Genomic DNA, 12608 nt, shown 5'->3' on the forward strand with positions numbered 1-12608 from the left:
GACCGTTCGGTCACGGGCTCGTAACTACTCGAGCCCTTCCACCAGTTAATAATGAGCAGGAGATAGAGTGCCCACTATTCAGCAGCTGATCCGCAAGGGTCGGTCATCGAAGCCAGGCGCCTCCAAGACGCCGGCGCTCCAGGGTAGCCCGCAGCGTCGTGGGGTGTGCACCCGCGTATACACAACTACCCCCAAGAAGCCGAACTCGGCCCTTCGTAAGGTCGCCCGCGTGCGCCTTTCGACCGGCATCGAGGTTTCCGCATACATCCCCGGTGAAGGCCACAACCTTCAGGAGCACTCGATCGTGCTCGTCCGTGGCGGCCGCGTGAAGGACCTCCCCGGTGTTCGCTACAAGATCGTCCGCGGTTCGCACGACACCCAGGGTGTTAAGAACCGCAAGCAGGCACGTTCCCGCTACGGCGCAAAGAAGGAGAAGAACTAATGCCCCGTAAAGGCCCCGCTCCGAAGCGCCCCCTCGTTGCAGATCCCGTCTACGGCCAGGAGCTCGTGACCCAGCTGGTCAACCGTGTGCTCCGCGACGGCAAGAAATCGACCGCTCAGGCGATCGTCTACGGCGCCCTTTCCGGTGTTGCCGAGAAGTCCGGCCAGGATGCCATCGAGGTTCTCAAGCGCGCCATGGACAACATCAAGCCTTCGCTCGAGGTGCGGTCCCGCCGCGTCGGCGGTGCGACCTACCAGGTCCCCGTCGAGGTTAAGGCAGGTCGTTCCACGACTCTCGCGCTCCGCTGGCTCGTTGACTACTCGAGGCAGCGCCGCGAGAACTCGATGACCGAGCGACTCATGAACGAGATCCTCGACGCCTCGAACGGTCTCGGCGCCGCTGTCAAGCGTCGCGAAGACACCCATCGCATGGCAGAGTCCAACAAGGCCTTTGCTCACTACCGCTGGTAAGCGGCCGTCCGACAACCTCGAACTGAAGAGAGCTAATAGTGGCACAGGAAGTGCTTTCCGACCTTAAGAAGGTCCGCAATATCGGCATCATGGCGCACATCGATGCCGGCAAGACGACAACGACCGAGCGTATTCTGTTCTACACCGGCATCAACTACAAGCTCGGTGAGACACACGACGGCGCTTCGACGACCGACTGGATGGAAGACGAGAAGAACCGTGGTATCACGATCACCTCGGCTGCCGTAACCGCGTTCTGGAAGAACCACCAGATCAACGTTATCGACACCCCCGGTCACGTCGACTTCACAGTCGAGGTTGAGCGCTCACTGCGCGTCCTCGACGGCGCTGTCGCAGTCTTCGACGGCAAGGAGGGCGTTGAGCCCCAGTCGGAGACCGTGTGGCGTCAGGCGGATAAGTACAACGTTCCCCGTATCTGCTTCGTCAACAAGATGGACAAGCTCGGAGCCAACTTCGAGTTCACCGTCTCGACGATCAAGGATCGCCTCAAGGCGACCCCGCTCGTCGTGACCCTCCCCATCGGTGCAGAGTCCGACCTGGCTGGCGTCGTTGACGTCATCAAGCAGGTTGCGTACCGCTTCCCGGCAGAGCAGAACGGTGAGAAGACCTACGGCACCGTTGTCATCGAGGAAGAGATTCCCGCCGACATGGTGGACGCCGTTGAGGCCGCTCGCGCCGAGCTGCTCGAGTCGGTTGCAGAGACCGACGAGGACCTGCTCGACAAGTACCTCGGTGGCGAAGAGCTCACGATCGACGAGATCAAGGGCGCCATCCGTAAGCTCACGATCGCTGGCGAGGCCTACCCGGTCTTCTGCGGTTCCGCCTACAAGAACATTGGCGTCCAGCCGATGCTCGACGGCGTTCTCGACTACCTCCCGTCCCCGCTCGACGTCCCGGCCATCGAAGGTCACGCCGTCGGCAACGAAGAGGAAGTTGTTACCCGCTCCGCCAACGAGGACGAGCCCTTCGCGGCTCTCGCGTTCAAGGTTGCCGTTCACCCGTTTTTCGGCAAGCTCACCTACATCCGCGTCTACTCGGGCAAGCTCGAGGCAGGTTCGCAGATCCAGAACTCGACGAAGTCGAACAAGGAACGCATCTCCCGCATCTTCCAGATGCACTCCAACAAGGAGAACCCCGTTGACGTTGCCCACGCGGGCCACATCTACGCGGTCATCGGACTCAAGAACACGACCACGGGCGACACGCTCTGCGACGCGCAGAAGCCTGTCATCCTCGAGTCGATGACGTTCCCCGAGCCCGTTATCCACGTTGCTATCGAGCCCAAGTCGAAGGGCGACCAGGAGAAGCTCGGCACCGCCATTCAGCGTCTTGCTGAAGAGGACCCGACGTTCTCCGTCCGCCTCGACGAGGAAACCGGCCAGACCGTTATCGGCGGTATGGGCGAGCTCCACCTCGACATCCTTGTCACGCGCATGAAGCGCGAGTTCAAGGTTGACGCCAACGTTGGCGCACCCCAGGTTGCGTACCGCGAGACCATCCGCCGCAAGGTCGACAAGGTCGACTTCACGCACAAGAAGCAGACCGGTGGTTCGGGTCAGTTCGCTAAGGTCCAGGTCGCTTTCGAGCCGATCCCGCAGACCGAAGACAGCGAAGTTTACGAATTCGTTGACGCCGTGACCGGCGGCCGTGTTCCCCGCGAATACATTCCGTCGGTTGACCAGGGCATCCAGGCTGCCATGGAGAACGGTATCCTCGCCGGATACCCGATGGTTGGCGTTAAGGCCACCCTCCTCGACGGCGCCTACCACGATGTCGACTCCTCGGAGATGGCATTCAAGATCGCCGGCCAGGGTGTCTTCCGCGAAGGCATCAAGCAGGCAGATCCGGTTCTCCTCGAGCCCATGATGGACGTCGAGGTCAGGACCCCCGAAGAGTACATGGGCGATGTGATTGGCGATCTTAACTCTCGCCGTGGCATGATTCAGTCCATGGAGGACGCGACCGGCATCAAGATCGTTCGCGCCCAGGTTCCGCTGTCCGAAATGTTCGGGTACGTTGGTGATCTGCGTTCCAAGACGCAGGGTCGCGCGGTGTACACCATGCAGTTCGCGACTTACGCGGAAGTTCCGAGGAATGTCTCCGAGGAAATCATCAAGAAGACCCGGGGCGAGTGAGCCTAGGTCATTTGTAAGAAAAATAACCGATAGTAGATCGCTCCGCCCCGAGGATGCTCCTGTATCCTTTTCAAGCAGAGAAACTACCCGAGTCCTACAGGAGGACAAGTGGCCAAGGCCAAGTACGACAAGTCCAAGCCGCATATGAACATCGGCACCATCGGTCACGTCGATCACGGTAAGACGACGACGACCGCTGCCATCTCGAAGGTTCTTGCTGACCAGTACCCGGATCTGAACGAGTTCACCCCGTTCGACCAGGTCGACAACGCTCCCGAGGAGCGTCAGCGCGGCATCACCATCAACGTTTCGCACGTTGAGTACCAGACCGAGAAGCGTCACTACGCACACGTTGACGCCCCCGGTCACGCCGACTACATCAAGAACATGATCACCGGTGCCGCACAGATGGACGGCGCGATTCTCGTTGTCGCCGCCACCGACGGCCCGATGGCTCAGACCCGTGAGCACGTTCTTCTCGCCCGCCAGGTTGGCGTTCCGCAGCTCATCGTTGCGCTGAACAAGTCCGACATGGTTGACGACGAGGAAATCCTCGAGCTCGTCGAGATGGAGGTCCGTGACCTTCTCTCGTCGCAGGGCTTCGACGGCGACAACGCTCCCGTCATGCAGATCTCGGCTCTCAAGGCACTCGAGGGCGACGAGAAGTGGGTCAAGTCCGTTCAGGACCTCATGGAGCAGGTTGACACCTACTTCGACGACCCGGTCCGCGACATGGACAAGCCGTTCCTCATGCCCATCGAGGACGTCTTCACCATCACCGGCCGTGGCACCGTTGTCACCGGTCGTGTCGAGCGTGGTCAGCTCCAGATCAACTCCGATGTCGAGATCCTCGGCATCAAGGAGAAGCCGATGACGACCACCGTCACCGGTATCGAGATGTTCCACAAGCAGATGGACCACGCCGACGCAGGCGAGAACTGTGGTCTCCTCATCCGCGGCATCAAGCGCGAAGAGGTCGAGCGCGGCCAGGTCGTTTGCAAGCCCGGCTCCATCACCCCGCACACCAAGTTCGAGGCACAGACCTACGTGCTCAAGAAGGAAGAGGGCGGCCGTCACAACCCGTTCTTCTCCAACTACCGCCCGCAGTTCTACTTCCGTACCACGGACGTTACCGGCGTCATCACCCTCCCGAGGGCACCGAGATGGTTATGCCCGGTGACAACACCGAGATGACCGTTGAGCTGATCCAGCCCATCGCCATGGAAGAGGGCCTCGGCTTCGCTATCCGCGAGGGTGGCCACACCGTTGGTTCAGGTAAGGTCACCAAGATCCTCGGCTAATTCAAACGCCTAGATCTATCGATCTCATGAGTGCGCCCCGGCTTTCGCCGGGGCGTACTTGTCTCAACGGGTTGCATGTCCCGAGAGGGGAGTGATTTCAAACAGGGGAGCATTGTCGGGCGCGATGGGCCGACATCGAAAGGAGCTATCTCGGGAAGTGCTGTGTCTGGGATTCCCCTGCGGCGCTGACGTACTGAAGAGGTACCCGAGGATGCTCGTCCGATCGGAACCGGGACTGCTTCGACAGCGAAGGAGCGATTGTGCTCTCGTGCAACGCGGAGGTGATGCCGGTGCGGCTAGTGCAGACCATCTACCGCGACTGGGACTATGGGTGGAGCATATGCCCAGGGCTCCTCAGTTCATGGCACGTAAGCGGTGGGTCAGTGGGAGGTGGCCGACTACGGTCCAGTCAATCCACCGGCCCGCAGACAACTAGCGGTAATCTTCGAGGGAGCGTTTGGCGAGGATGGGGAGAGTTGCAAGGCCCGCTAGCTCCGCCCATACCACCAGCATCGGTACCGAACCCGCCACTGTTCCAAGGGCGCCACCGATAAGGGCTGAGATCGGCATGATCCCTAGCGTGATGGTGCGCTGTGAAGCTGCGACCGATGCGAGCTGTTCTTGGCTGATTGTCTTGGGTAGTACCTCGGCTCCGGACACCGCTGAGATACTGACGAGCAGATTCCACGAGAAGCCTTGGATCGCTAGCCAGATTAGTTCCGGGCCCGGCAGTCGCTGGCAGAACACCGCGAGGAGAACGGCGGAAACCGCAACGAGTGCGCAGGCGATACGTAGTCGGCGCAGACCGTTGTGTCCTGAGAGGCGGGGCGCGAGCCCGGCACCGATGATAGCGCCGATGGTTGAGATGACACCAAGGGCTGCGTAGATGGCGGGAGAGAAACCAAGGTCGCTGAGAATGAACACCGGCAGAATTGTGTTGCCGAGCATCACCCCAGCGTTTGTCAATGCTGCCGAGGTGGTAAGGGCCCGGAGGGCAGGAATCTCCCAGAAGGCAACGAAGCCATCGCGTAGACGAGCCTTCGGTCTGATCTGCATAGTCTCTGGTTGAGCAGGTGCCCGGATCCCAAGCTGGCTGAGCAGGGATGAAACGTAGGACGTGACTGCTAGGGTGATCATCCCGGGCATCCCGAGAAAGCCCAATGCCAGGCTGCCGGTGCCCGCCGCGGCAGCTGATGCTGACTGACTTGTGACTGCCAGGCGGGAGTAGGCGTGTTTGAGCCGCTTCTTCGGGACAAGAGCGGGGATCACGGTCGTCTCTGCGGTTGTGAAGACGACGTCGGCTATTCCGATGATTCCGGCAGCGAGTAGGAGAACTGGGCCGGACAGTGTCTGAGCTGGGCGAGCATCGGTGAATCTTTGGGCATGTCCCGCCAGTCCGCATGGGAGAGGTTCCATCCGCACGTGGAAGGGTGATGGAGTGCGCGTCGAGTCGTACCATCAGGTGGCTTCGCGTACCCTGGCAGTATGAGCCTTGTTGACGTGTACCGCGCCTGCGGACTCAATTCTGAACCCTCCGCCATCCTCTGGGACCTGGATGGAACGATCACGGATACCGAGTCCCAGTGGGTTGCCAACACGAAGAAGATCATTGAAGCACGGGGTGGAAGCTGGTTGAAATCCGATGAAGAAGCTCTCCACGGATCATCCACGGAAGATCATGCCGAACACATGGAATTTGTTCTCCGGCGCGATGGTGGGGACGTTGCTGACGGCATGGTTCTCTTCGAAGAGGTAGCGGTCCTCATGGCCGAGCAGGTCTATTCGGATCCGGACCTCATGCCCGGAGCTATTGAACTTCTCGATGCGTTTGCAGATGCTGGAATGCCCCAAGCTCTAGTGACTGCCACCCCGATGAATCTAGCTGGGCCGGCCATTGAAAGCCTGCCGCGAGACTACTTCTCTGCGCGTGTCACCGGGGATCAGGTGCAGCGTGGCAAGCCGGACCCCGAGCCCTATGCCACCGCTATCAGCAGACTCGGTGTGAACCCCGCCGAATGCTTGGCCTTTGAAGACTCAATCCCGGGGGAGACGTCGGCACGCGGTGCGGGAGCGAGAGTCGTTAACGTGTTGAAGCTGGAGCTCGCGGCACTCGCAGGCCTCCTCTGAGTTCGTTTCGGATTCTGCCAGGGGCTTGGAACTCTCGTCGCCGAGGTTACGCGTTGGTAGCCTGGGTGAATGAACGCACAGGTTGATTTCAATTCACTGAAGATCGGATTCGGCACTTCTCCCCTCATGGGAGAGGAAGCGACAACTGCTGTCGCTTCGGCGCTCGATGCTGGCTATACCTTTATCGACACGGCATCGAAGTACGAGAACGAAGAGGCCGTCGGTCAGGGAATCAAGGCCTCCGGCGTTGCTCGCGAGGACGTTATTCTCCAAACCAAGCTCCGCGGCAATGATCATGGGGATGTTCGGGGAGCGCTCGAGCGTAGCCTTAGCAGGCTCGGCGTCGACTACCTCGATGCGTGGCTTATTCATTGGCCGCTCCCCATGCTTGGCCTTTACCCCGAGGCGTACGAGGAGATGGCCAAGGCGCAGGAGGAAGGTCTTGTCCGCACCCTCGGCGTCTCCAACTTCCTCATCGAACACCTGGATGAACTGAAGGCTAAGACCGGCCTCGTCCCTGCCACGAACCAGGTGCAGGTTGACCCGGGCCTGCACCGCCCCGAATACCGCAAGGAACTTGCTGATCGCGGGATTGCTGTCCAGTCCTGGTCCCCGCTTTCAAAGGGTGGTGACCTGTTCGAGACAGAAGCTGTGGTCTCCGCGGCCGAAGCGCACAGCATCACGCCCTCGCAGGCAGTCCTGGCCTGGCACCGTGCGATCGGTGCCATCCCGATTGTCCGCTCCACGAACGAGGAGCGTAGGAAGCAGAACCTTGAGGCTGTCGAGGTTCAGCTGACCCCCGCAGAGGTGGAAGCGATCTCCGCACTCCCGCAGCGCGAACTTGGCGAATGGGATCCTGCAACGCACGACGAGCGATAGACCTAAGCACTTAAAGTGTAGAACCAAACTTCAGAGGCGCCCCGGCGGTAGTTATGCCTCGCACATTTCCTGTACAGGAACGTGCGGGTGACTGTCGTCGGGGCTCTCCCTTGCCCATGAATAAAGTGGACATAGGTTGACATAACGTGCTCGGTGTCACACGGCCAACTGCGTCCAAATCCTGAGATTGTTTGGCGCTCTGACCTGGGGCGTTGTCTAATGGGGGAACCATCAAGAGTGGCTGAGAGACCTGGCTCGTCGACGCCGCAGCAACCGAGAAAAACCCGGTGCTAAGGCCAGGACCGATGGAGGAATCAATGATCACATTGGACGGTGTCCGCAAGGTGTACCCGGGAGTTGTCGCTCTCGACGGTATCGATCTCAATATCCCTGCAGGCCAAATTCACGGAATTGTGGGCCAGTCGGGTGCGGGCAAGTCCACTCTGATCAGGTGCCTGACGGCACTCGAAAGGCCAACCGAAGGCCATATTTGGGTCGATGAGCAGGACCTTTCCTCGCTCACCCCCAACCAGCTACGGACAGCACGCCGCTCAATCGGCATGGTGTTCCAGGGCGGCAACCTGCTTGATGCTCGTACCGCCGGTCAAAACATTGCGTACCCGCTGAAGGTTGCCGGCCTTGATAGGGGAGGGCGGCGCGAACGCGTACAAGAGCTCCTTGACCTCGTCGGCCTTGGTGACCGTGGCGACTCCTATCCGTCCCAGCTTTCCGGTGGTCAGCGCCAGCGCGTCGCCATTGCCCGTGCGCTCGCGGCACGGCCCGCAGTGCTCCTGTGCGATGAACCGACCTCGGCTCTCGATACTCAAACCACCGAACAGATTCTCGACCTCATTAAGGATGTTCGCGACCAGACCGGTGTCACGGTCGTCATCATCACGCACGAGATGTCGGTGGTGCGCGAAACCTGTGACGCCGTCACGCTCCTGTCGAAGGGCAAGGTTGTTCAGTCCGGCAGGCTTGACGAGATCATCACGGACACCGGCTCCCGCCTAGGTGCTGCCATTGTTCCGCCTCCGAAGGTTGACGAGATCCCGCCGGGAACGACACTGATCGACATTGCCTTTACGTCCCGTCCGGGGGAGCCCTCCGGTTCCCACGTTCTCAGCCTGGTGGCCGAGCTCGGGGCAGATGTTACCGCTGGAACGTTCGAGACTCTGGGCTCCGCCCAGATCGCACGCCTCGTTCTCTCGGTTGAAAATGCTCGGGTCGATTCGACCATTGCGGCGCTCGCTGCTCAGGGCATTGATGCGAAGGAGCGTGCAGCATGAATACTTTGACTCAGGACGGCACGTGGTTCAATAACCAGATCGTCCAAGAGACGCTGTGGGACGCGACCGTGGAAACCCTGCTCATGGTCGGCTGGTCCACCCTCGCAACGGTGGTCATTGGATTGCCTCTCGGTATCCTTCTCGTTGCCACCGCGAAGGGCGGAATCCGTCCTAACAAGATCGTCAACGCCATTCTTTCCCTGATCGTTAACGTCGGGCGTTCGATCCCGTTCATCATCCTTCTGATCCTCTTGCTACCGGTCACGGACTGGGTCATGCAGACCAACATTGGATGGCGGGGCATGGTGTTCCCGCTCGCAATCGGATCCATTCCGTTCTTTGCTCGCCTGGTCGAGACGAACCTTCTGGCTGTTGATTCAGGCAAGATCGAAGCCGCTCAGATGATGGGGGCAACACGAACGAGGATCATGGGGGACGTGATTCTCCGTGAGGCCCTTCCCGGAATCATCCAGTCGATCACCGTTCTCATCATCATGATTATTGGCTTCTCCGCCATGGGAGGCACGGTTGGAGGCGGCGGGCTCGGAGCTCTTGCCTACAACTACGGCTACCAGAGGTACTTCCTCGACGTCCTCATCATCACCGTTGTTGTTCTTGTTGTTATCGTTCAAATCGTCCAAATGCTCGGCGACATGCTCAGCCGATATGTAGACCACCGCTGAGTCTCTGCATATCGGAACGAACGACTCGCGACAAACACCTGATCCGAATCGCAGGAAGCAACTCATTCGAGTGACCTCCACCGAAACAGTTCTTCGAATGGAAGCGCTCGCACAAGGCTTCTTGGCTCGCTCCTCGTGACCGTAATTCACCGAGATCTCTCTCGAGTCACGTCATCCCCGTAACTCTGGGCTATGCCCGCACCGTCAACACAATCTCCGCCACGACCGCACCCATAGTGCGGACTGGCAATCCGAGCAGAGGGTTCCAAGGATCCCACTTGCTCATTTAATAACAAAAGGAAGTAAACCAATGCGTCGTAAAATTTTTGCTCTCACAGCAGCCGCAGCCCTTGCCCTCTCGGCATGCTCGTCCAATGAAGAGGAATCCGAGGAGACCACCTCGGATTCGACCGCGGCCTCCGGTGAGGTTGTCACCCTCAAGGTTGGAGCCTCCCCGGTTCCCCACGCAGACATCCTCAACTACATCGATGAAAACCTGGCCGAAGAGGCCGGTATTGACATCGAGGTTGTCGAGTACTCCGACTACGTCCTGCCGAACCGTAACCTCGACTCGGGTGACCTGGATGCTAACTTCTTCCAGCACGTCCCCTACTTCGAGACTGAGATCGCCGATAACGGTTACGAGTTCGACCGTGGCGAAGGCGTCCACATTGAGCCCTACGCTGCCTACTCCGAGACTCTTGAGTCCATCGACGACCTCCCGGACGGTGCCAAGGTCTCTATCGTCAACGATCCCTCCAACCAGGCTCGCGCTCTCTGGCTGCTTGAGGACAATGGTGTGCTGACCCTCGACGACTCCGTCGAGAATCCCACCATCTTCGATATTGCTGACAATCCGAAGAACATCGAGTTCGTTGAACTTGAGGCCCCGAACCTTGTTCGTACCCTCGACCAGGTCGATCTCTCCATCATCAACGGTAACTTCGCCCTTGACGGTGGGCTTGTTCCCTCCGAAGACTCGATCGCCATCGAGTCCGGTGAAGACAACCCCTACGCGAACGTGCTCGCTTGGAACACCGACACCGACAAGCTCGAGGCCATCCAGGCACTCGACGAACTCCTCCACTCGCAGGAAGTCGCCGACTTTATCACCGAAACCTACCCCAACGGTGAGGTTGTTCCTGCCTTCTAAGTAACACCGAGAAAGGGGGTGACTGGCTACGACCGGTTGCCCCCTTTCGCAATCACTTTCGACATAAACATGTTCTGAGGATTGAGCGGTACTAAGAAGCGCTGTTGCTTGAAAAGTCTGACCAAGCACCGTGTTTGAACCGTGTTAGGTGCGGATGCTCGGCCTGATAAAAGCTCTTGGTGAAAGCCCTAGGGATTGTTCAGGTACCCCGCATAGTCTCGAGATGACTCTGGGAGGGAACACGGATGTCAAACATCAAAGAACAAGCAAAACTATTCGCCAATCAACATGAATCGGGTGAGATTTTAGTCCTGCCAACTGTGTGGGACACGTGGAGTGGTCGGATAGCGGCAGATGTTGGCTTCGCAGGACTCACCGTCGGTAGCCACCCGGTTGCCGACGCTATCGGTAGCTCCGATGGCGAGAATATGGATTTCGGCGAATACCTGGACATAGTCAAGAGGATCGTCGACTCCGTCGACATTCCTGTCAGTGCTGATGTCGAGTCGGGATATGGGCTCGATCCGAAAGAACTCATCGAGCGCATCATCGAATCGGGTGCCGTCGGAGCCAACATCGAGGACGTTGTTCACCGGGAAGACGACCGGGTTCGTGACCGCCAGGAGCATGCGGACTATATTGCCGCCGCCCGGCAGGCCGCAGATGGCGCAGGAGTCGACTTCGTCATTAATGGACGAACCGATGCCATCAGGCTTGGAACCGACGTTTATGATGATCCCCTCGCAGAAGCAGTAGAACGGATCAAACTCATTGAGCAGGCCGGTGCCCGCTCTGTTTATCCCGTCAGGGCATCAACCGTCGAACAGGTCTCAGCACTTGTGGAGGCTGTCTCCGTCCCCGTCAATATCGGCGTTCACCCAGTGGATGGTAACGGCGCCGGTGACCTTGCTGGCTTGAAGCGCCTCGGCGTCCGTCGCATCTCCTTCGGTCCGCGCTGGCAGTCCTGGCTGACCGATGTCTCGGCAAAGCAACTAGAAGCCTGGCTCTAAAACCACAAATCAACATGCCCCGGTGACGCCTCAAGGGAGGCGGTCACCGGGGCTATGTGTTATCAGGAAGTCTTACGTTCACGCCTGGGGCCGGGGGCCGAATTTACACGGATGCGGCGGAAGTGTATTCATCAATAGCTGTTGTCTTCATGATTATCCTGTCGTGGTTTGGTGCCGCAGTAAGGTTTCAGAGCGCCAAAACAACCGGGGTGAGATTCAGCCATCGTGCATTGGGAAAGTGTGCGAAGTCGAGTTCTTGTGGATTGTTGCCCGATTGCGTGGATTTGGTTTAGTGTTCGAGTTAGTCAGAGAGGTAGAGCATGCTTGCACAGGAGCGCCGGAGCCTGATCCTCGAGGATCTTCGCACGCAGGGTGGTGTCGAGACCGACGATATTGCTCAACGATACGGAGTGTCGGTTGAGACGGTCCGGCGAGATCTTCTTGAGCTCGAGAAGCTGGCTCTGCTGAAGCGCGTTTATGGGGGAGCAATCAGTATTGCTGTTACCTCCCGTAGCGAAGCTCCGCACTCGGAACGCGAGAACATTGCTTCCGAGCAGAAGGCACAGATCGCGGAGCGGGTTGCTGAGCTCATACCGGAATCGGGAACCGTGTTCCTTGATCTGGGAACAACGGTTGAAGCCGTTGCTCGAGCATTCCCATCATCTTTCTCGGGAACTATCGTGACGGCATCATTGCGTGCCGTTGGCACACTGTCACGTCTTGAACGTGCCGAGATCATTGTGTCAGGCGGGCGCCTGCGCAAGTCTGAACTCTCGCTGTCGGGAACGATGGCGACATCGTTCCTTGATGGTCTGTACCCGGACCTTGCGGTGATTTCAATTGGTGCGATCACAGCTGATGCTGGGGTAACCGACTACGACTTTGATGAGATGCACGTCAAACAGTCGGTCCTTGCAAACTCCCAGACCGCGGTGGTCGTCGCCGATTCCTCGAAGTTCGGTAAGACCGCACCCTTCAAGCTTTGCGATGTTGAGATACCAACGTACATTGCTACCGATAGTGGGCTCGATCAGTCCGCAATCGACGCACTTAAAGACAGGGGAGCACAACTGCTTCTCGCCGACGCGTAAGCGTCAC

At 59.0% G+C, this 12608-nt stretch carries 11 protein-coding genes, 1 pseudogene and 1 riboswitch; of the genes and pseudogenes, 11 read left to right on the forward strand and 1 reads right to left on the reverse strand.

Features of this window, described 5'->3' with window-relative positions; translation table 11 throughout:
- The first annotated feature begins 67 nt into the window (after positions 1-67).
- The 4 genes and pseudogenes from rpsL to tuf all read left to right on the forward strand — a co-directional run bounded on the left by rpsL (position 68) and on the right by tuf (position 4369).
- Entirely contained in the window at positions 68-442 is a 375-nt protein-coding gene (gene rpsL, locus EJ997_RS00655; RefSeq protein ID WP_126702861.1) for a 30S ribosomal protein S12, read from the forward strand.
- Positions 442-912 (forward strand): 30S ribosomal protein S7, encoded by a 471-nt coding sequence (gene rpsG, locus EJ997_RS00660; RefSeq protein ID WP_126702862.1) that lies wholly within the window; start codon positions 442-444, stop codon positions 910-912. Before rpsL ends, rpsG begins: the two co-directional genes overlap by 1 nt.
- 38 nt (positions 913-950) lie before the next feature.
- Complete coding sequence (fusA, locus tag EJ997_RS00665) at positions 951-3068, forward strand: elongation factor G (protein ID WP_126702863.1); 2118 nt, start codon at positions 951-953, stop codon at positions 3066-3068.
- A gap of 108 nt (positions 3069-3176) precedes the next feature.
- Positions 3177-4369, forward strand: a pseudogene (gene tuf / locus EJ997_RS00670) (elongation factor Tu).
- Between the two features lie 432 nt (positions 4370-4801).
- Here the strand turns inward: tuf and EJ997_RS00675 are convergent.
- The gene (locus EJ997_RS00675) at positions 4802-5785 is read right to left on the reverse strand and encodes an MFS transporter (protein WP_126702864.1); all 984 of its coding nucleotides are present in this window, start codon (positions 5783-5785) and stop codon (positions 4802-4804) included.
- A gap of 69 nt (positions 5786-5854) precedes the next feature.
- On the opposite strand from EJ997_RS00675, the gene EJ997_RS00680 reads away from it, so the two are divergent.
- The 7 genes from EJ997_RS00680 to EJ997_RS00710 all read left to right on the forward strand — a co-directional run bounded on the left by EJ997_RS00680 (position 5855) and on the right by EJ997_RS00710 (position 12601).
- Positions 5855-6496, forward strand: coding sequence for an HAD family hydrolase (locus EJ997_RS00680; protein ID WP_126702865.1), 642 nt, complete (start codon positions 5855-5857; stop codon positions 6494-6496).
- A gap of 69 nt (positions 6497-6565) precedes the next feature.
- A complete protein-coding gene (locus EJ997_RS00685) occupies positions 6566-7375 on the forward strand; it encodes an aldo/keto reductase (protein WP_126702866.1) in 810 nt (269 codons plus the stop codon).
- Positions 7376-7600: 225 nt separating this feature from the next.
- A riboswitch (SAM riboswitch) is annotated at positions 7601-7687 on the forward strand.
- A gap of 5 nt (positions 7688-7692) precedes the next feature.
- On the forward strand, positions 7693-8664 hold the full coding sequence (locus EJ997_RS00690) for a methionine ABC transporter ATP-binding protein (protein ID WP_126702867.1): 972 nt from the start codon (positions 7693-7695) through the stop codon (positions 8662-8664).
- Positions 8661-9347, forward strand: coding sequence for a methionine ABC transporter permease (locus EJ997_RS00695; protein WP_126702868.1), 687 nt, complete (start codon positions 8661-8663; stop codon positions 9345-9347). The genes EJ997_RS00690 and EJ997_RS00695 overlap by 4 nt, the downstream gene beginning before the upstream one ends.
- 310 nt (positions 9348-9657) lie before the next feature.
- Entirely contained in the window at positions 9658-10500 is an 843-nt protein-coding gene (locus EJ997_RS00700) for a MetQ/NlpA family ABC transporter substrate-binding protein (RefSeq protein ID WP_126702869.1), read from the forward strand.
- Positions 10501-10745: 245 nt separating this feature from the next.
- Positions 10746-11510, forward strand: a complete 765-nt coding sequence (locus EJ997_RS00705) for an isocitrate lyase/PEP mutase family protein (protein WP_126702870.1) — start codon at positions 10746-10748, stop codon at positions 11508-11510.
- A 320-nt stretch (positions 11511-11830) separates the two neighbouring features.
- A complete protein-coding gene (locus EJ997_RS00710; protein ID WP_126702871.1) occupies positions 11831-12601 on the forward strand; it encodes a DeoR/GlpR family DNA-binding transcription regulator in 771 nt (256 codons plus the stop codon).
- Positions 12602-12608: the final 7 nt, after the last annotated feature.

It is taken from the genome of Flaviflexus ciconiae, from assembly GCF_003971195.1.
In the GTDB taxonomy this organism is placed as follows: domain Bacteria; phylum Actinomycetota; class Actinomycetes; order Actinomycetales; family Actinomycetaceae; genus Flaviflexus; species Flaviflexus ciconiae.